This window comes from Bradyrhizobium sp. HKCCYLS2038 (genome assembly GCF_051167655.1).
In the GTDB taxonomy this organism is placed as follows: domain Bacteria; phylum Pseudomonadota; class Alphaproteobacteria; order Rhizobiales; family Xanthobacteraceae; genus Bradyrhizobium.
Map to the genome: position 1 here is coordinate 474231 of NZ_JBNPTM010000005.1, position 20163 is coordinate 494393.

Annotated in this window: 16 protein-coding genes; 4 read left to right on the top strand and 12 right to left on the bottom strand. The window is 66.0% G+C overall.

The features are described 5' to 3' along the window. Positions 1–2: 2 nt before the first annotated feature. The 5 genes from ACQR1I_RS24025 to ACQR1I_RS24045 form a co-directional block, all read right to left on the bottom strand. Complete coding sequence (locus ACQR1I_RS24025; RefSeq protein ID WP_434868144.1) at positions 3–1646, bottom strand: regulator; 1644 nt, start codon at positions 1644–1646, stop codon at positions 3–5. A 75-nt stretch (positions 1647–1721) separates the two neighbouring features. Then, positions 1722–2408 carry a cysteine hydrolase family protein gene (locus tag ACQR1I_RS24030; RefSeq protein WP_434868143.1) on the bottom strand — a complete coding sequence of 229 codons (687 nt, stop codon included), beginning with the start codon at positions 2406–2408 and terminating at the stop codon, positions 1722–1724. Between the two features lie 249 nt (positions 2409–2657). Next, positions 2658–4163 carry an alginate export family protein gene (locus ACQR1I_RS24035; protein ID WP_434868142.1) on the bottom strand — a complete coding sequence of 502 codons (1506 nt, stop codon included), beginning with the start codon at positions 4161–4163 and terminating at the stop codon, positions 2658–2660. 269 nt (positions 4164–4432) lie between these two features. Further along, positions 4433–4999: a hypothetical protein gene (locus ACQR1I_RS24040; RefSeq protein ID WP_434868141.1), complete on the bottom strand. Its 567-nt coding sequence runs from the start codon at positions 4997–4999 to the stop codon at positions 4433–4435. Between the two features lie 1414 nt (positions 5000–6413). Beyond that, complete coding sequence (locus ACQR1I_RS24045) at positions 6414–7460, bottom strand: S1C family serine protease (RefSeq protein ID WP_434868140.1); 1047 nt, start codon at positions 7458–7460, stop codon at positions 6414–6416. A 154-nt stretch (positions 7461–7614) separates the two neighbouring features. Between ACQR1I_RS24045 and ACQR1I_RS24050 the strand changes: the two genes are divergently transcribed. Continuing rightward, positions 7615–8382, top strand: a complete 768-nt coding sequence (locus ACQR1I_RS24050; protein ID WP_434868139.1) for a thermonuclease family protein — start codon at positions 7615–7617, stop codon at positions 8380–8382. Positions 8383–8558: 176 nt separating this feature from the next. On the opposite strand, the gene cyoD is transcribed toward ACQR1I_RS24050, so the two are convergent. The 6 genes from cyoD to ACQR1I_RS24080 all read right to left on the bottom strand — a co-directional run bounded on the left by cyoD (position 8559) and on the right by ACQR1I_RS24080 (position 15208). Continuing rightward, positions 8559–8951, bottom strand: a complete 393-nt coding sequence (cyoD, locus tag ACQR1I_RS24055) for a cytochrome o ubiquinol oxidase subunit IV (RefSeq protein ID WP_434868138.1) — start codon at positions 8949–8951, stop codon at positions 8559–8561. Beyond that, positions 8948–9589: a cytochrome o ubiquinol oxidase subunit III gene (gene cyoC, locus ACQR1I_RS24060; RefSeq protein WP_434868137.1), complete on the bottom strand. Its 642-nt coding sequence runs from the start codon at positions 9587–9589 to the stop codon at positions 8948–8950. The genes cyoD and cyoC overlap by 4 nt, the downstream gene beginning before the upstream one ends. A gap of 24 nt (positions 9590–9613) precedes the next feature. Beyond that, the gene (locus ACQR1I_RS24065) at positions 9614–10447 is read right to left on the bottom strand and encodes a cytochrome ubiquinol oxidase subunit II (RefSeq protein WP_434868136.1); all 834 of its coding nucleotides are present in this window, start codon (positions 10445–10447) and stop codon (positions 9614–9616) included. Between the two features lie 72 nt (positions 10448–10519). Next, positions 10520–11821 carry a PQQ-dependent sugar dehydrogenase gene (locus ACQR1I_RS24070; protein WP_434868135.1) on the bottom strand — a complete coding sequence of 434 codons (1302 nt, stop codon included), beginning with the start codon at positions 11819–11821 and terminating at the stop codon, positions 10520–10522. A gap of 117 nt (positions 11822–11938) precedes the next feature. Next, on the bottom strand, positions 11939–13735 hold the full coding sequence (locus ACQR1I_RS24075; protein WP_434868134.1) for a chloride channel protein: 1797 nt from the start codon (positions 13733–13735) through the stop codon (positions 11939–11941). Positions 13736–13975: 240 nt separating this feature from the next. Continuing rightward, positions 13976–15208, bottom strand: a complete 1233-nt coding sequence (locus tag ACQR1I_RS24080; RefSeq protein WP_434868133.1) for an acetyl-CoA C-acetyltransferase — start codon at positions 15206–15208, stop codon at positions 13976–13978. Positions 15209–15799: 591 nt separating this feature from the next. Here ACQR1I_RS24080 and ACQR1I_RS24085 point away from each other — a divergent pair. The 3 genes from ACQR1I_RS24085 to ACQR1I_RS24095 are packed head-to-tail and all read left to right on the top strand — an operon-like array spanning position 15800 to position 18960. Further along, a complete protein-coding gene (locus tag ACQR1I_RS24085) occupies positions 15800–16768 on the top strand; it encodes an amidohydrolase family protein (protein WP_434868132.1) in 969 nt (322 codons plus the stop codon). A gap of 48 nt (positions 16769–16816) precedes the next feature. Beyond that, positions 16817–18130, top strand: a complete 1314-nt coding sequence (gene dctA, locus ACQR1I_RS24090; RefSeq protein ID WP_434868131.1) for a C4-dicarboxylate transporter DctA — start codon at positions 16817–16819, stop codon at positions 18128–18130. Positions 18131–18162: 32 nt separating this feature from the next. Then, complete coding sequence (locus tag ACQR1I_RS24095) at positions 18163–18960, top strand: ABC transporter substrate-binding protein (protein ID WP_434868130.1); 798 nt, start codon at positions 18163–18165, stop codon at positions 18958–18960. Positions 18961–19006: 46 nt separating this feature from the next. Here ACQR1I_RS24095 and ACQR1I_RS24100 read toward each other — a convergent pair whose 3' ends face one another. Further along, positions 19007–20143, bottom strand: a complete 1137-nt coding sequence (locus ACQR1I_RS24100; RefSeq protein ID WP_434868129.1) for an amidohydrolase family protein — start codon at positions 20141–20143, stop codon at positions 19007–19009. Positions 20144–20163 lie beyond the last annotated feature (20 nt).

Consider the following 20163-nt stretch of genomic DNA (forward strand, 5'->3'; position numbering starts at 1 on the left):
ACCTACTCTGCCGGCGCCGCGTGCATGTCGGTCTGCGGCACGTAGCTCTCGGACATGCCGAGCCGGCCCAGCGCAAACAGTCCGCCTGCCACCACGACATAGGCCAGCGCCACCGCCGGCGTCACGCCGATGCCGACGGCTTCGCCGTGCATGAAACCGAAGAACGTCATGACCGCGCCGGCGAGCGCAAACGCCGCCGCCTTGGTGAAGTCGCGCTCGATCACGAACACGCCGATGGCGCCGAGCACGAGGCCGGCGAGGATCGAGCCGCCGCCCATCACTTCCAAGCCGTGATACAGCACGCCCTGCTGCGGCAGCGCCGCGATCGCGGCGGTCTTGACAGCATCGACCTTGTCCGCCGCCAGACCGCCGACGCTCTGCGCCGCCGTCACCGTCGAGGCCAGCATGGTGTCGATCTGCAGCTTGGCCCAGGCCGCGAGATGCGGCGTGAACGCCAGCACGATCGCCGGCGCGTGCTTGACCGGCGTGGTCTGGAACGCCTGCGCGCCGATCAGCATGCCGATGTACAGCAGGATCGGCGAGATCGCGACCACCGGCACCAGCGCCAGCAGCACCGAGATGATGCCGAGCCAGGACAGCACGATCACCATCAGGCCGGTCGCCGCGGAATAGCCGATGCGGCCGCCCATCGCCTTCCAGCCGGGATGGCCGATATAGACCGCGTTGATGAACGGGTTGCCCATCATGCAGCCGATCAGGCTGACGATGCCGTCGGCGGTCAGCACCCGCGTGGTCGGATACTCGTCGCCTGCGGCTTCCGCGCTCTCGACGTTGTCCATCGCCTCGACGAGGTCGTAGATGCCGAACGGTATCGCGGTCACCAGGATAATGCCGAGATATTCGAAGCCAGAGAACACCGTGCCGAACGCCGGCAGCGGCACCGAGAAGCCGAAGCTCGCAAAGGCATCGCCCACGCCCTTGACGCTGAGGCCGCCGAGCCCGAGGCCGAACAGGTTGGAGCCCCAGGCGATGACCATGCCGACGGCGATCGCAACGAGGCCGGCGGGCAGGCCCTTCGGATATTTCACGCCGCCGAACCAGCTGACGAGGATGATCGCGAAGCACACCAGGCCGATCTGCGGCGTCATGTACATCTCGAGCGCCGGCCGCATCGAGATGAAGGTGACGGAGACGCCGGCCAACGTGCCGAGCAGCGCCGCGCGCGGCGTGATCTTGCGGATATACGGCGCGATGAAGCCGCCGATCATCAGGATGAAGCTCTGGAAGAACACCCAGACGAGGCCTGCCGACCAGCCCTTCAGCGGATCGCCGGTCTTGAGCGTGATCGGCAGCATGATCACGAAGGTGACGATGAACATGTGCGGCACGCTGACGCCGGACGGCAGCGCACAGACGTCGGTCCGCCCGGTCTTCTGCGCGAGACGATAGGCGAGGAACGCGTAGTACAACGTCGACAGGCACATCATCAGGCCGAGCGCCGGCAGGATGCGGCCGAACACCAGGCTGTCCGGCATCTTCAGCACGAAGCGCAACAGACCGGTGAGGACGAGCATGTTGACGAGGATGTTGGTGCCGAAACCGAAGAACGCGTTCCAGTCTCCGGGTGTCCAGAGCACCGGCTTGAAATCCGCCTTGACCGAGCTTGCCGTCCCGCTTCCGCTCATCGCCTTGCTCCCCTGTTGCCTGCAGCGACTACATGATCGAACTCATTCGTCTCGACGCGTCTCTCAGCCCAATTCTCAAAGCATGGCCTTCAGCACTGCGGCGGAGTCCGCCACCCAGCCGAAGATGCCGCCCTGGGCCTTGATCATCTTCAGGCCCATTTCGTGGAATTCCGGAAAGTAGGAGGCGCAGCCGTCGGCGATGACGACGCAGCGGTAGCCGCGGTCGTTGGCTTCGCGCACGGTGGTGTTGACGCAGACCTCGGTGGTGACGCCGCACACCAGCAGATTGGCGATGCCGTGCTGCTTGAGCACGTCGCCGAGTTCGGTGGCGTAGAACGCGCCCTTGCCCGGCTTGTCGATCACCACCTCGCCGTCGACCGGATAGAGCGCGGGAATGATGTCGTGACCGGCCTCGCCGCGAATGAGAATGCGCCCCATCGGGCCGGGATCGCCGATGCGCAGGGACGGCGCGCCGCGCTCCACCTTGGCCGGCGGCGCATCCGAGAGGTCCGGCTTGTGGCCCTCGCGCGTGTGAATGACGAGCATGCCCGTCTTTCGCGCCGCCGCCAGCACGCTGGCGATCGGGCCGACTGCGCGCGCCAGTTGCGACACGTCGTTGCCGAGCGTCTCGCCGAAACCGCCTGGCTCCATGAAGTCGCGCTGCATGTCGATGATGAGAAGCGCGGTCGCGGACAGATCGAGCGTGATCGGCTCCGGTTCGGCCGCGATCATCGTCCCAGCCGATGCAGTTGAGTCCGCCATGTCAGCCGCCTGCTCCCCACGAGAATGGATCGCAAGTAGCGAAGCAAGCGCTGTGCCATTGCGTACAATCGGCCCAGGCTTGCCCTGACTTTGGAACTTCCAACTAATTCAATGGCTTGAGGCGCCGGCCGGCGCCGCCTGGTCGCGAGGCAGCCGCCCGTGCCGCTACTGCGCGCCTATTTGTTGAGCGCCGCTGCACGCGCGCGCGGAGCGCTGACGGCAAGCAGCCGTGCTTCGCAGACGCAAGCCTCACCACAGCGTCGTGAGCTGCAGGCGGTAGTAGTCGAAGTCGCGTCCACGGGCATCGCGGATGTACTGGCCGGCATAGACGTGGGCGTAGAGCCCGTGCAGCTGGACGAAGCGGTTGACGTTCCAGGTCACGTCGAGCTGCCCGATCTGCGCCACGTCGAGGGATGTCGAGGTCTTCGCCGTGATGAGCGCGCCGATCGGACCATAGACGGAATCCGCCACCGATACCTTGCGAACGACATTCCAGTTCGCGCCGAGCACGAGTCGGGGCGTGACGAACAGCTGCGCATAGGGCTGAAAATTGCTGACGTTCGAGACGGACAGCAACGACATCTCCGAGATCACGCTCGCCGCCGGATAGGCGCCGGTGAAGTTGTGGAAGGCGCCGCTCTTCAGATTGTCGTCGCCGCTCGCAGTGTGGGCGCGGACGCCCAATTTGGGCGTCGCGCCTCGAAGTCCCTCGACCGGAGCAAACCGGTAGCCCAGATCGGCGAACGCGCCGTAGGCGGAGATCTTTGCCGTGCCGAACGTTCCCCACTGATAGGTGGCCTCGCCGACATATTCGAAGCCGCTGAAACGGCCGGCCAGTCGCGCGCCGCCGCTCCAGCGGTCCTCGGCCGCCGTGCCGCGCGCATAGGTGGCGCTGGCCTGCTGGCGTCCATAGACATAGGCATCGATCGTAAGCGGAAGGTCGAACGGCTTGCGAACGACTGCATAGACGCCGCGGAAAGTTTCGGCGTTGAACGTGCTGTCGTCGAACGCGCCCGGCGCGATATTGACCGGGTGCGCCGCGAAGGCGCGCAGGGTCAGCAGGCGATCGTCATACTGCGCGAGAAATCCGTCGAACGATCGCCTGATGTTGGTGGGATCGCGCACCGCAAGCCAGCGGGAATCGCCGAGATGGAGCTCCTGCCGGCCAGACCGCAGCATGGCCGTCCCCGAAGCGACCGGCAGCGTGACGTCGACGAAGGCTTGGCGCAGGTCGGGCTCACTCTGATCATAGGCCCGCTGCACCGGGCGGCCGCCCTCGGCGGCCGCGTCGAACTGGACGAAGGCGCGAAACACCGAGCCGATGTGCAGGTCGACATGCTGGAAGAAACGTCCCTGGTTCGACCCCCAGTCGTATCCGCTCTTGCCAATTCCGAACAAATAGGGGTCGTAGGCGTCGAGCCGATAGCGGACCTCGCCGCCGAGCGAGAGCCATGCGCCCGGCAAACCCGGCAGGGGGATGTATTTCATCCGCTCCCAGCCGTCCCGATCCGGCTTGTCGGCGAGGTAGGAGTAATCCTCCTGCCAGCGATACAGCCGGACTGGGGGTGCAGCCTTGGCCGCAGCGGCCTCGCTTTTTGCCTCGGTCTCTTCAGCCCATGCCGGAAGACCGGACGCCAGCGCCGATGCAACGAGGCTTGCGGCAAGACTGCGCGTGAACGCCCGGCGAAGCCGACCGATGCGCAGCGGACCAGCCGCTTGGCTCTTGCTGCAACCCCTTGAAAACCACCCACCCATCGTCAGCTCTTCGACGCGCCGCAGCGACCGGTGCGCGCCCGACAGCCGTCGGTCGCAAACCGGTACGATCCAGCGCGCTCCCCCCTAGCGCTTCTCGTTGCGCCACACCTGATCATTCATGGTGCGGATTGTCACCGGGACCTTGGTAGCAGGTGCTGACTGATATCGGCAACATCGCTGCAAGACGCCGCATGATGCGACCAAGGGGCAACTGCAAACAACAGGGTTGCACATCTCACAGCAACAACCCGATCGAAGTCCCGCGCGCGTCACTTCCAGCTGATCGATTTCTCGAAACCATCAAAATCCGCGCGCGCGTCATCGCACGGCTTGTTCATGATGAAGCCGAGATAAAGCTCCGCGCGCGGCGCGCCATGGTAGAACTTCAGGAATGAGCACGTTGCGATGGCTCGACCGTCCTTGTCCCGGGCATCGGCAGCGAGATCCAGTTGCTCCACGATCATCCCATCCGGCCTGTGAACGATCTCATGGCGATGCCATGTGCTTCCATCGATCATGCTGGGCAAACCATCCCCGATCATGTCTGCAATCGAGCTGCGCTCCATGCGTTCCAGCTCATGCCCCCTGCCACGAACCGCAACCGTGACCTGGTCCTCATAATACATGACGATGAATGGCGGCTCTTCACCGCCGACGCTTCCCAGGATGGTGCCCTTGTGGTCTGTCTGGACGTGCCACATCGCGCCAAACGTGACGGAAAACCCGGGCGTATCGACGATCGTCGGCTCGCCCCCAAGACACGGCCGCGCGACGAGCGTGAGGGCCACGGCCAGACTGGCGATGAGCTTATGGATGATGCTCGAAGCGATATTCATCGTTTCCCCATCTGCAACTGGAGTAACGCGGACCTTCCGCAACGCAAGCCCGCAACATTGCAACTCGATCCCTAGGGATATCTGATATCGAGCCTGGGAATCCCGGTCGCGGCAGAAACCTCCCGCACGACGGCGGATGCCGTTTTGAATGAGACGTCCGTCGTTGGGATGGCGTACCAGCTGCCACTCCGGAGCTTGAAGTAGGTGCCGTACCAGGGGGGCCCGTCAGCGCTGTATTCGACAGTGCCGAGCGCAACACAATCGTCGAGCGAGCAATCGACGATCGTCTTCGTCCACCCCCAGAAGGACGTTCGCGAGAGTCTTAGTCTCCTCGCCGCGAGATCGATTTCAGCGATCCGTTGAAAGACGAAGCGACGCGATTGGTAGGCGAGTCGTCCAACGGCTTGCGGCCCGGCAGCGGGTTCAATCATGGGGAGGCCGACGCCACGGCTCTGTGCCGAGTGACACATGGCACTGCCAATCGACGAACCTTCCGAGCTAGGCCCGAGTAAATCGGCGGGTCGATGTCAATCACCATGGCTTCAATCTAGCCCGTACGATCGGCCGCCTGCAAGCTGGGCCTCGTTTTGACGCTGTCACCCCGAGCGCAGTCCGCCCTCGCCGCTAATTCTGAAAAATAAAAACATCTTGCTCTTTTTCGGAAATCATGTTTTCCTTCCTCCATCCCGCCTCACCGCAGAGGGGCGTTGCGCGCGATCGTCACGACACGCGAGGTGGGGATGCGATGGCCGCGATGGAGCCGCAGCGTGTCCTTGTGATGCGCGGACGAACGGCTCGGCGCGGACGTGAAGTCGCAGGGTCCTGATACCCCGACGCTGGTATCAAGCCGCATGGCGCTGATGCGCCGCGTGGTGATGGTGGCCAACAAGCCCGGCGCACCAGGGAGACTGCGTATAAGCGTGAAACCCATCGCGCAGGGAATGCCGGCGTGTTCGGCTTTGCCTGTGGTACCTGCCGCCTGCATTCTTTTCGCAGGCGGGCCATGGGTGAGGCCCTCACCCGGCATTCCCTGCGCCCTCTGCAATGTTTGCGAGGGACGAACGAAGAGCAGACCTCGGGCATGATGTGCCGCGAGATTGCGATGTCGTGTCCCGTGCTGTTTGAGATGTGAAGCAGTCTCTTTCCACGTGTCGTCCCGGACAAGCTGTGACGCGCGACAGCGCGGCGCAGCGCCGATCCGGGACCCATACTCCGCGGCGTTCGTGTTGGGCAAAAAGCCAATGACCAGCCGGCCTCAAAACCTCTCCCTAGGGGTATGGGTCCCGGCGTGCGCCGGGACGACAGCGGCGGGTGTTGCGCGAGACGCGCGTCTCACCTAACGCCGCGTGCGCAATTGCGCACGAGGCTGGGACGACAGCAGAGGTCGCGGCAACAGCTCAGCGTGCCGCAACGATCACGACCCCTGCCTTGCAGCTGGCTTACGCTCCACAGGATGAATGTCGATGCCGCGCAGGCGGCCGAGGCGGAGGATGTCCATGGCGACGGTGCGGCCGATGCGGTCGCGGTCGAGCACGCGGATCAGGTCGTCGACACCGTTGATGTCGACGCCGTCGAGCCTGATCACCACGTCACCCGGCAACAAACCGGCGCGCGCGGCCGGCCCGTCCGGCTCGATCTGCATCAGAAGCGCGCCCATCTTGTTCTCGACGCCGGCCAGCAGCGCATGCCGCCGCGGCACCGGCGCGGTCTGGCCGGAGACGCCGATATAGGCGCGGCGGACGTAGCCGTGACGGATGATCTCCGAGAGCACGAATTGCGCGGTGTTGCTGGCGACAGCGAAGCAGATGCCCTGCGCGCCCTGGATGATCGCGGTGTTGATGCCGATCACCTCGGCCGCCGACGACACCAGCGCGCCGCCCGAATTGCCGGGATTGAGCGCCGCATCGGTCTGGATGACGTCCTCGATCATGCGCCCCGACACCGAGCGGATAGAGCGGCCGAGCGCGGAGACGACGCCGGCCGTGACGGTCGACTCGAAGCCCAGCGGGTTGCCGATGGCGACCACGAGCTGGCCGCGCCGCAGGCTCCTGGAATTGCCGAGCGACGCGTAGCGCAAATCGCGGGCGTGATTGGCGCGCAGCAGCGCGAGATCGGTGTCGGGATCGACGCCGAGCACCTGCGCGTCGGTGACGACGCCCTCGACATCGCGCAGCCGGATGTTTTTCGAGCTGCCCACCACATGGCTGTTGGTCAGCACGAGGCCATCCGGCGAGATCACGATGCCGGAACCGAGGCCACCGCGCTCGGCGCGGGAGCCGGCGGTCGATCCGGCCTTGGGACCGGTCTCGACGCGCACGACAGCCGGGCCGACGCGCTCGGTGACGTCGATGACGGCATTGGAATAGGCGTCGAGCAGCGCCCGGTCGTCGGCCTCGGCAGCCGACGTCGCTTGCGCCGGCGACAGCGCGTCGCCGGCGAGATCGGAGGTAAAGTCCAACATGGCAAGATTTCCTTCGGTCGTTCAGATGGGTAGCGGCTTGCTTTGGCGCAAGTGCACAATCCTCCCCACCGTTCCCGGCGACCCTTGCCGTGACTCACGTGCGATGTGATAGGACTCCGTTGGATATTTGATGAAGTTGATTGCAGGAGGAAACATGCGGCTGCGAGACCGGCTGTTGTCATTGTGTGGGGCCATCGTCATGGCCACCGGCCTGGCCGGCGCGTCGCAGGCGGCGACCGCGACGGTGCGCAGCGGCGATACGATCCAGCTCGGCGACACCGTGTATCGCCTCGACGGCATCGATGCGCCCGAAGTCGATCAGCTGTGCATCGACGACCATGCCGATCCCTGGAGCTGCGGCGTCGAGGCGCGCGAGCAGCTGACGAAGATGATCGGCGGCCGCGCGGTCCGCTGTGAGGACCTCGGTCCGGACAAGCCGCTCAAGACCCGCAAGATCGGTCTCTGCGCGGTCGAAGGCGACAAGGTCAGCCTCAATCAGCAGATGGCGCGCGCGGGCTACGCCATCGGCGTCGACCCGGCCGTGAAGTACCGAGGCAAGGACGATGTCGCCGCAGCCAGGGAGGCATTGCGCGGGCTGTGGAAGGGCTGCTTCGTTGCGCCGAGCGAGTTCCGCGCCGACAAGAAGGATGGCCCGCTGCTCGGCGCCTCCTGCCGCGCCGACCGTGACCGCGAGATCCGCGCGGTGCTGTTTCCGGACACGCCGAGCGCGCCGCCCGGCTGCACCATCAAGGGCAAGTTCGCCGTCCGCGCCCGCGTCACCGGCAACATCGGCATCTATCATCTGCAGGGCTGCCCGAGCTATCCGGCGACCACCGAGCCCGACCGCTGGTTCTGCTCCGAGGACGACGCAAGGGCCGCCGGCTTCCGCCGCGCCTTCAATTGCCGGGCGGGGAAGAAGTGAGCACGGCGTGTTTGATGCAATCCGAACCTTTCGCGCGGCCCCTGGATTGCTTCGCTTACGCTCGCAATGACGGTGGTCGTGGTGGGCACCGAATGCTCCGCAAACTCCGTCATCGCGAGCGCAGCGAAGCGATCCAGGGGCTAAGCAAAGACCCTTGGCGCGATCGGCAACGACACTCAGCGCTGCATCTGCATCAGCTGATCCATCGGCATCATGTTGTGGTTGAGGTTCGCCATGATCCACAGCGAGCCGCCGACCACGAGAAAGACAATGATGAGCCCGAAGGCCAGCGCCAGCACGTTGTTGGTGTTGTCGGGCCCGGTGGTGATGTGCAGGAAGAACACGAGGTGCACACCCATCTGCGCGATCGCCAGCACGATGATCGCAACCGGGATCGAGGGCTGCCAGACAAGATTGGTGCCGGCGATGAAGAACGAGGTCGCCGTCAGCAGCACCGCAAGGCCGAGGCCGGCGACGTAGAACAGGATGCGCGAACGCAAATCGCCATGCTGCTGCTCACCCGGGGCGAGGTCGCCGCGATCGTCGAACTCCTGGGCATGATCGGTCATGTCGCACTCCCGAGCAGATAGACCACTGAGAACACCGCGACCCAGATGATGTCGAGCGCGTGCCAGAACAGCGCGAAGCACAGAATCCGGCGCTCGATGTCGGCGCGAAAGCCCTTGGCGACGACCTGGGCCATCATCGTCAGCAGCCAGAGGATGCCGGCGCCCACATGCAGACCGTGGCAGCCGACCAGGGTGAAGAACGCCGACAAAAACGCGCTGCGGCTCGGCCCGTCACCGCGCCCGACGAGATCGGCGAACTCCCGGATCTCCAGCAGCAGGAAGCCCGCGCCGAGCAGGCCGGTGACGGCCATCGCGATCTGGAACCAGAGCGCATTGTGGCGGTCGGCGGCGATGCTGGCCATGCCGCAAGTGAAGCTCGACAGCAGCAGCAGGCCCGTCTCGATCGCGACGTTCCTGACGTCGAACAGCTCGGCACCGCCGGGGCCGCCGGCGGTCGCTTTCGACAGCACCGCGAAGCTCGCGAAGAAGCACGAGAACATCACGATGTCGGACAGCAGGAAGATCCAGAAGCCGTATCCGGTCACGATCCGCTTCGGCGCCGGCCCGTCATGCTCGGCGGCGCGCAAATGATGCGGATCGGCATAGTCAGGCGCCTGCTCGACTGTGGTTACCGACATCGGTCCGCTCCGGCTGCGAGGAGATCAGTGGGCATGCGACGCTCCGCTCTCCTCCCGCGCCTTGTTCTCGCTCAGCTGCGGCCCGGGCGCGGGCGGGATGTGCTGGGAGGCGATCTTGCCGAACAGCTCGGGATCGGCGAGCCGGTAGGTCTTCGGGCTCTTCTCCACCGATTGCACCGCGAGCGCCTCGTAGCTCGCCTCGTCCAGGACCTGATCGCTCTTGGCCGCGTCAGCCACCCAGTTAGCGAAGTCGGGCTGCGCAACGACATGGGTGTCGAACATCATGTCGGGAAAGCCGTCGCCGCTGAACTGCGAGGCGAGACCCTTGTAGGTGCCGACATGATCGCCGCGCAGGTCGAGCCGCGTGACCATGCCGTTCATGGTGTAGATCATGCCGCCGAGCTGCGGGATGAAGAACGCCGTCATGACGCTGCCCGAGGTCAGCTCGAAGCGCAGCGGCGCGCCGATCGGGACGGTCAGGCTGTTGACGGTGGCGACGCGCTGGTCGGGATAGATGAACAGCCATTTCCAGTCGAGCGACACCGCCTGGATGCGAATCGGAAGCCCGGTGCCGTCGACCGGCTTGCCGGGATCGAGCTGGTGCGAGCCGATCCAGGCGACGCCGCCGAGCAGGATCACGGTGAGCGCCGGGATCGACCACACCACGAGCTCGACCGCGCCGGAATAGGCGAAGTCGGGACGGTAGCGCGCCTTGGTGTTGGAGCTGCGGAACCAGTAGGCGAAGGCCAGCACGGCGATCGATGTCGGAACGATGATCGCCAGCATGATGATGACGGAGTCGATCAGGATCGTCTTCTCGGCGGCGGCGATCGGCCCGCGCGGATCGAAAATGTTCATGCGGTCATCCGGCGTTCAACCCCGCTCCCAACCCACATTGGATGCGGAGGTTCCTGCGCCGCAAAACACCGCTCAGCGGCTGACGCGCCAGATCGTGCCGTTGCCGTCCTCGGAGATCAGCAGGCTGCCGTCACGCGCGACGGTGACGCCGACCGGCCGGCCCCAGACCTCGCGGTCGTTGACGACGAAGCCGGTGACGAAGTCCTGATATTCGCCGGTGGGCACGCCGTCCTTCAACCTGACGCGGATGACCTTGTAGCCGGTGCGCTTCGAGCGGTTCCAGGAGCCATGCTCGGCCGCGAAGGCGTCGCCGCGAAACTCCGGCGGGAACATGTCCGCGTCGTAGAACGTGAGGCCGAGCGAGGCCGAATGCGCCTGCAGCAGCACGTCGGGCACGGTGATCTTGCCCTTCAGATCAGGCCGCTCGCCGGCATGGCGCGGATCGGGATTGTCGCCCATGTAGTACCAGGGCCAGCCGTAGAAGGCCCCCTCCTTCACCCGCGTGACGAAGTCCGGCACGAGATCGTCGCCGAGACCGTCGCGCTCGTTGGTCGAGCACCACGGCATGCCCGTCGCGGGCTGGATGGCAAGACCGGCGCAATTGCGGATGCCGGTCGCGTACAGGCTGCGGTTGGTGCCGTCGGGGTCGAAGGCCAGCACGCCGGCGCGGTCGATCTCCCCGCCCCAGGCCGCACCGAGCGGATGCGCGGCGATCCAGGCCGCGAGACCACCGGATGGCTCGCCAAGCGCTTCGCCGACATTGCCGGCCGAGCCGACCGAGACCAGCATGCGCTTGCCGTCCTTGGTGAAGGCGATATCGCGCGTGGAATGGCCATAGCCGGCCGGCAGATCTGGCACGACGACCTGCAGCGGACCCGAGGCCTTCATGTCGCCGGCACGATAGGGAAAGCGCATCACGCGCTCGGTGCTCGCGACATAGACCCATTGCGGGTCGACGCTCGGATAGAACGCGATGCCGTAGGGATGGCCGAGCCGGTCGGCGAAGATCTCGTTGGATGCGACCTGGCTGCCGTCCTCGCTCGGGCGCAGCACGCGGACGCGGCTGGCGCGGGTCTCGGCGACGAAGATGTCGCCGTTCGGCGCCGTGCGGAGGACACGCGGCTCGCGCAGCCCCTCGGCGAACAGCGCGATCTTGAAGCCGTCGGCCACCTTCGGCACGGCCGAGGCCGGCCGCTGCACCACGCGCGAGACGTTGGCGGCGGACGCCGTCGCACCGGGCTTCGGCAGGTCCGCGGGACGGATCAGACGGGTCGTGCCGGGCGTGTCGCCCTGCCAGCTGCCGAACGCGTCCCTGCCCTTCAGCACCGCGGGCTCGGCGGCCGCCGCGGTCGCGACCACGGCCCAAAGAGCCATTACGGCTGCAGCTCTCGTTGGACTCATCATGCCATCCTCGTGCCTGCCCGCCTCAAGCGACCGGTAGACTTCTCCGTTCCGGGCGTGGAGATCAGCCGTCGCGGCGACGCGAGGCGATTACGATAATGCGCCGAGCACGCCGCGCGTCGCCTGGTCGATCTCCTCGACATAACGACGGCGCGCGAACGACTCGGTCAGGAAGCCGATCACCTTGCGGCTGTTCTCGGACTCCAGCACCGCGAGTTCTTCGGCGCCGGTGTCGTCGAAGATCCGCATCGCGGTCTTGACGTTCATTTCGGGCAACAACGCGACCTCGAAATATTTGGCCAGCTCGACCACCTGGATGTCGTCGGCGATGGTGTCCAGTTCGCCAGAGAACAGGTCGGGCAGCGACACCAGCCCGCAATAGTCGTCGCTGTTGTTGACCACCACCACAGCTTGCCGCGTGCCCAGCGCGAACTCGCGCCGGCAGGCGGCGATCGAGGTCGTGGTCGGCACCTTGGCGACGTCGGAGCGCATCAGCCGCTCGACGGTGAGGTTGCGCAGCCAGCCGACGTCGTTGGCGCTGCGGATGGTCTCGCCGCGCAGATGCAGCCGCCAGGTCGAGAACGAGTGCCCGAACAGCACGCGCACGCACACCGAGGTCACCATGCAGGCGGCGAGCACCACGGCCGTGACGTCGACGCTGCGGGTCATCTCCAGCACCAGGAACGACATCGTCAGCGGTCCGCCGACGATGGCGACACCGAGCGTCGCCATCCCCGTAAGCATCGCCACCATGGGATCGAGCGCGAGCCCGAGACCGGCCATCGCGAGCAGTCCGGCGAACAGCTTGCCGAGCAGGCTGCCGATGAACAGCGAGGCAAAGAACAGACCGCCACGGAAGCCCGAGGCCAGCGAGATCAGGCACGCCGCGAGCTTGAGCACGATGATGGTGGCGATGAATCCGACCGCCATCTCACGGTGCAGATCGAGCAGCATCGCGCCGTGACCAGCGGCCAGCACCTGCGGCGTCACGATCGCCATCGCGCCGACGCACACGCCGCCGATCGCCGGGCGCAGCCAGATCGGGATGCGCACGAACAGCCGCTCGACCGCGGGCGAGGCGCGCATCACCACGATGCCGATGAAGGCGACCAGCAGCGCCAGCACGAACAGCGCGATGTACTGCTCGAAACCGACGGCGCCGACCTTCTGGACCTCGAGCGAATACGGCGCGCCGGTGAGATATTGCGAGGTCAAGGCGCCGGCCAGCGATGCCGCCAGGATCGGCGCGGCGCTGCCGACCGAATAGACGCCGACGATCAGCTCGCACGCATAGAACGCGCCGGTGATCGGAGCGCCGAACGCCGCGGCAATGGCGGCGGCGGCACCGCAGCCGACGATCAGGCGCAGATCGTTGCGGCGAAGCGTGAGATACTGGCCGAGCAGCGACGCCACGCCGGCGCCGATCTGAGTGTAGCCGGCCTCGAGGCCGACCGAGGCGCCGGAGCCGTTGGAGACCAGCGTCTGGCTGCTGACCACGAGGCTGTCGCGCATCGACAGCCGGCCGCCACGCAGCGCGTTGGCCTCGACCGGGTCGACGGCGGCGGCGATCTTCCAGCGGCGGCGCAGCCACTCCATGATACCGAGCGCGAGGCCGCCCAGCGCGGGGGCGATGATCGCGATGATCGGATTGACCCAGGCATTGGCGCTGAGCCGGACATCGATCGGGATACCGAAGATGAGCACGTGCGCGACCTGCGCGATCAGGCTCATGACGGTGACGATGCCGCCGGTGGACACGCCGATCACCAGCGCCAGCGGTATCAGGTAGAACTCGTTGCTGCGCAGCAGCGCGCGCAGCCGCGTGACCACCCGGTTCGAGGCCTTGCGATCGATGATATGTGACAGCGCCAACAGCACGAGAGCCATTTCTTCTCAGATGAGGCCTCTCGGTGGCAATATCCTGTCGCAACTAGCGGAACAAGCGCGAATTCTCGTCCAGTCGAAACGTGGTTGACTGGTCCGGAAAGTGGAACCGCCGGAGGCCCCGCGGGGATCCGGCATCAACGAGCGAGAGCCGGGAAAGTCGCAAACTGTTCATTGAAGTCACGCCGCCCGCTGAGGACTGCTCCGCAGCGGACGCAGATCGATCGGATGAAAGAGCGCCGCTCAGACCCGCTCGATAATGATCGCCGGCGCCATGCCACCGGCCGCGCACATCGTGACCAGGCCCCGCTTGAGGTCGCGTCGCTCGAGCTCGTCGAGCACGGTGCCGATCAGGATTGATCCGGTGGCGCCGATCGGATGGCCGAGCGCGATCGAGCCGCCGTTCACGTTGACCTTGGCGCGATCGAGCTTGAGATCGCGGATGTACTTCTCGGCCACGACCGCGAACGCCTCGTTGATCTCGAACAGGTCGATGTCGTCGATGGTCAAGCCGGCCTTGGCCAGCACCTTGCGCGTCGCCGGAACCGGCGCGTTCAGCATCAGGGTCGGGTCGTCGCCCATGTTGGCCATGGCAACCACACGCGCGCGCGGCTTCAGGCCATGCGCCTTGGCGTAGGACGGCGACGCCAGCAGGATCGCGGCGGCGCCATCGACGACGCCCGACGAGTTGCCGGCGTGGTGCATGAACTCGATCTCGAGGCCGGGATAGCGCTGCAGGATCAGGTTGCGATAGGTCGTGCCCTTGTCGTCGAGCGCGTAATCGGCAATCGCCGGGAATGCCGGCTTCAGCCCCGCCAGCGCCTCAGCCGTGGTCTGCGGCCGCGGATACTCCTCGTGGTCGAGCGCGAGGCTACCATCCTCGCGATGCACCGGCACCAGGCTCTTCTTGAAATGGCCGGCCGCGATCGCCGCGGCCGCCCGCTTCTGGCTCTCCAGCCCGAGCGCGTCGACATCGACGCGCGTGATGCCTTCCATGGTGGCGATGGCGTCGGCGCAGACGCCCTGGTGCGACTGCGGATGCAGCGCGCGCAGATGCAGATTGCCGGCATCCATCATCAGCGGCCCCTCGCCGCGCCGACCCTCCATCGACATCATCTCGCAGCCGCCGGCGATGACGAGGTCTTCCTGCCCGGCCATGATCGAGCTTGCTGCGATGTTGACGCTGGTGATGCCGGAGCCGCAGAAGCGGTCGAGCGTGACGCCGGAGGCGCGGATGTCGTAGCCGGCATCCAGCGCCGACATGCGGCCGAGATCGCCGCTCTGCGGCCCGCGCTGCGACGAGCAGCCCCAGATGATGTCGTCGACATCGGCGGTGTTGATGCCGGTGCGGTCGGCCAGCGCCCGCAGCACGGTGGCGCCGAGATGCTGCGGATGCAGCCCGGCGAGCGCGCCCTTGCCCGCCTTGCCGATGCCGCGCGGGGTCCTGCAGGCGTCGATGATGAGCGCGTCGACCATGGTGTTTCCTTTGCCCGTTGTGCAGTTGACCGCGCGGCGAGCCAGCGCCGTCACGACCGCCTTTGTCGTCGCATAGCATTCCGCCGGCGGTCCCTACAACGGCGCTTGAAGCCGCCACGACATGCTCAGAACGCACGCCATGACGTTGAGGCGCCTCACCTTTCCGCCGCACGAACAATTCACCGCAATGGCGCCATGGGACCTGCTCCTGGCAGTTTGGTTGAAGCGGCGCCGACCTCGCGCACATGCGCTGCGATGCAGCTCCAGCTAACGCATTCGCAGCATCGCAGGACGGCTCGCAGAGCATTGTCCAATCTAGAGAACTGACCGTTCGCCCAAGGCTTCTTGTCAGACTTCAACGCCTGCAAGATCCTCCGGTCAGAAACGGATTGGGATCGAGGCAATCGGCCGCCCCCGTTGCAATACGGACGCTGCACCGCGCCGGCTCGGGAGGACACGATGACCACGCTGTCACGTTGCAAGGCCACCTGATCTCTACGCTGCGGCGTGAAGATAGCAGATACGAACGATGCCGGGGCCTGGCAGGCCTGCGCCTGCCTGAGACCGCGGCCCATTGAGGAGGACGCTGTGATGTTGAGACGAGATCTGCTGGCCACCATGGCCGGGCTGGGAGCGGCGAGCGTGCTCGGTACCGGCCCTGCGCGCTCCGCTGGCGAGGCCACGCCCCCCAGCATCCCCGGCCCGGATCCGGCCACCAAGACCCCGAGCTTCAAGGCGCCGCCGGGCAGCGTCGATACCCACACCCACATCTTCGGACCGGCATCGGCGTACCCGTTCTCGCCGACCCGGCCCTACACGCCGCCCGACGCGCCGCTCGAGATGTTCCGGGCGCTGCACGCCAAGATCGGCGTCGAGCGCGCGGTCATCGTCAATGCCACGGTCCACGGCACCGACAATCGCGTCGTCACCGATGCGATCGCGCAGAGCAACGGCAACTACAAGGGCGTCGCCAACATCAACGCGGCGATGTCGGACGCCGACCTCACAGCGCTGGGCAAGGCCGGCATCAGCGCCTGCCGCTTCGCCTTCCTGCGCCGCCTCGGCGGCGTCGGCGACATGAACGTGTTTCGCGCCCTGGTCGACCGCGTCGCGGCGATCGGCTGGCACGTCGACATCTATCTCGAGGCCGGCACGATCCAGGAGTTCGTGCCGATCCTCAAGGCGCTGCCGGTCACCTATGTGATCGACCACATGGGCACGATCAGCGCCGCGAAAGGCATCGACGACGCGGAATTCAAGGCGCTGCTCGATCTGCAGGCCAGCGACGAGAAGTGCTGGATCAAGATCACCGGCCCGGAACGCGCCTCGGCGACGGGAGCGCCCTTCCACGACGCCGTGCCGTTCGCCAAGAAGCTGATCGAGAACGCGCCGGACCGTGTCATCTGGGGCACCGACTGGCCGCATCCGAACGTCAAGATCATGCCCAATGACGGTGATCTCGTCGACCTGATCCCGCTCTACGCGCCGGATCCGGCCCTGCAGCGCAAACTGCTTGTCAGCAACCCCGAACGGCTGTTCAAGTTCGACCGCAAGAGCTGACGCGGGCCGCCAACTCCCGACGATTCGTACGCAACGACAGGACCGATCATGACTGCCACGACCCTCACTGCCGACAGCAAGACCGGCGCACGTCGCGCCTGGTGGAAGGAGCTGTGGGTCCAGGTCATGATCGCGATGGCCGCCGGCATCCTGCTCGGCGCCGTGAAGCCGGATCTCGGCGCGCAGATGCAGCCGCTCGGCGACGCCTTCATCAAGGCGATCCGGATGCTGATCGCGCCGATCATCTTCTGCACCGTCGTCAACGGCATCGCCCACATGGCCGACATGGCCAAGGTCGGCCGCGTCGCGATCAAGGCGCTGATCTATTTCGAGGTGATCACGACGCTCGCGCTGATCATCGGCCTTGCGGCGGTGAACCTGTTCCAGCCCGGCGTCGGCATGAACGTCGACCCGGCGACCATCAACTCCGCGACCATCGAGCCCTACGTCAAGCAGACCGCGGCGGTCGGCTTCGTGCCGTTCCTGCTCAACATCATCCCGCAGACCTTCGTCGGCGCCTTCGCCGAAGGCAACATCCTGCAGGTGCTGTTCATCTCGGTGATGTGCGGCTTCGCACTGATCTGGCTCGGCGATCGCGCCAAGGCGGTGACCGATGTGGTCGAAGTCGCCGGGCAAATGATCTTCGGCGTCGTGAGAATCGTGATGTGGGCGGCGCCGCTCGGCGCGTTCGGCGCCATTGCCTTCACCGTCGGCAAGTTCGGCATCGGCTCGCTCTCCAAGCTCGGCCTGCTGCTCGGCAGCTTCTATCTGACCTGTCTGATCTTCATCGCGGTCGTGCTCGGCCCGATCGCCGCGTTCGCAGGCTTCAGCCTATGGAAGCTGATCCGCTACATCCGCGACGAGCTCCTCGTCTGCATCGCCACCACATCGTCCGAGACGGTGCTGCCGCGGATGCTGGCGAAGCTCGAGGCCGCCGGCTGCGAGCGCAGCATCGTCGGCCTGGTGATCCCGACCGGATACTCGTTCAATCTCGACGGCACCTGCCTCTATCTCGCCACCGCTGCCGTCTTCCTGGCGCAAGCCACCAACACCCAGCTCGACATCGGCCATCAGATCGGACTGCTGCTGATCCTGCTCGTCACCTCGAAGGGCGCAGCCGGCATCGCCGGCGCAGCCTTCGTGGTGTTGGCGGCGACGCTCGCGGCAACCGGCACCATTCCCGTGGCCAGCGTCGCGCTGGTGCTCGGTATTCATCGCCTGATGTCGCAAGGGCTGACGCCCACCAATCTGATCGGCAACGCCGTGGCGACCATCGTCATCGCCAAGTGGGAAAATGCGCTGGACGCGTCGCGGTTGAAAATTGTGCTGGATGGCGGGGAAGCGACCGAGCCGACGGCATAAAGCTTGATGCATCCATGCGGGGAGATAAGCCGATGACATCAGCCGCTGCATTGATGAGGGTCGCCCTAACCGCGCTGCTCGTCTGGATCGCGCCCGACTGCAGTCACGCCGCCGATTCTGACATCGCCAAGGTCCTGGCGCCATCAGGACATCTGCGCGCCGGCCTCTATCCGGGGACGCCGACATCGATCCTCCCCGACGGCACGGACAATCCGCGTGGCGTCGGCTATGCAATCGGCAAGGAGATGGCGCGACGGCTTGATGTCGACTACGAGCCGGTGGTGTTCACCAAGAATGCCGAGGTGCTCGAGGCCATCAAGACAGGCGCGGTCGATGTCGTCTTCACCAACGCCTCGGCTGCTCGCGCCAAGGAGATGGATTTCGGTCCGGTCTATCTGGAGATCGAGCTCGGCTATCTCGTACCCGATGGCTCCACGCTGTCCAACGCCGGCGATGTCGACGCCAGCGGACGCAAGGTCGGCGTCACCACGGGCAGCACCTCGGACGCGACACTCGGACGCGAACTGAAGCAAGCGACGCTGATCCGATCGCCGACCCTGAAGGACGCGGTCGCCCTACTGAAGGATCATGAGATCGACGCCTTCGCCACCAACAAGGCGACGCTGTTCGAGATGGCCGAGCAGGTGCCGGGATCGCGCGTGCTCGACGGCCGCTGGGGCGAGGAGCACCACGCGATCGCCATCCCCAAGGGCCGCGATGCCGCACGCGATTTCCTGCGCGACTTCACCGCCGAGATCAGATCGTCGGGCCTGGTCAGCGCCGCCGCGCAGCGCGCCGGGCTGAAGGGCATGACGGTGCCCGGGAAGTAGCCTTCACACCGACCGCTCCCGGACCACCGCCGGTCCGCCTTTGCGCTCATGCGAGCTTGAACAGGCGCCGTGCATTGCCGCCGAGGATCGCGGCCTTCTCCGCCTCCGACAATGCCAGGCCGCGGATGAGCGGAACGCCGTCCTGAAACCAGTCGCGGCGGATCGGATAGGACGCGCCGTACAGGATGTGATCGGCGCCGAACACCTTGACCGCGCATTCGAGCTGAGCCCGGCCCCATTGCGGCGCGCCGGAGAGGTCGAAGAAGATGTTGCGCGCAAGATAGCCGCGCAGCTTGGCGCTCTCGTCCTCGAACCGGTCGACGGCATCGCGTCCGCCGGTGCTCGGCGGCACCAGCATGTCGGCAAAGGCGAAGAAGCCGCCGCCCAGCATCGAATGCACCAGTCGGAGATTCGGAAACTCGTCGAACAGCCCGCTGAACAACTCACGCCCGACCGCGGTGCCCTGGGCGAGGCAGCGGCCATACTGCCGGCGCAGGTTCGGGTACTTCACGATCGAGGCGTAGTCGACCGGCAGCGGCGTGTGATGCACCACCACGGGGACGCCGAGCCGATCGAGGAATTTCAGATGCGGCTTGAACGCGGGGTCGTCGAGATAGAGCTGGCCGTAATGCGCGGCCATCTGCACGCCGACGAAGCCGAGATCATGGATGCAGCGTTCGATCTCCTTCAGCGCGTCGGCCGTTCCCCATGGCGGCACGACGGCCAGCGCCTGGAAGCGGCCCGGATTGCGCTTGAGATGCGCGGCGAGGCCGTCATTGACCCGCCTGCACAGCTCGAGCGGCAGCCATTCCTGCCAGCATGGCAGCCGCAGGATCGCCTGTGAGATGCCGGCCTGATCCATGTCGGCGATCTGCCCGGCCGCGCTGTACTGGTTCTCGGCGTAGTTCAGCACCTCGTAGCCCAGCGGCTGCTCGATCACGATCTGGCGCAGCGGCTTGCCCGGCACGGGCATGACCTTGGCGTGAATGCCATATTCGCGCGGCACGGCGCCGGCAAAGGCCGTCAGCAGCGTCTCGTCGCTGAACAGATCCTCGGGGAGCCAATGCATGTTGGCGTCGATCACGGCGCCGCCCGGCGCCTGGGCCTGCGCTGCGCCGGTGGTCACGCCTGCCACCGCGCCTGCTGCTGCGAGCTGTATCACTTCGCGTCTGCTTGTCATCATGCTGGTCTCCTGGATACGCC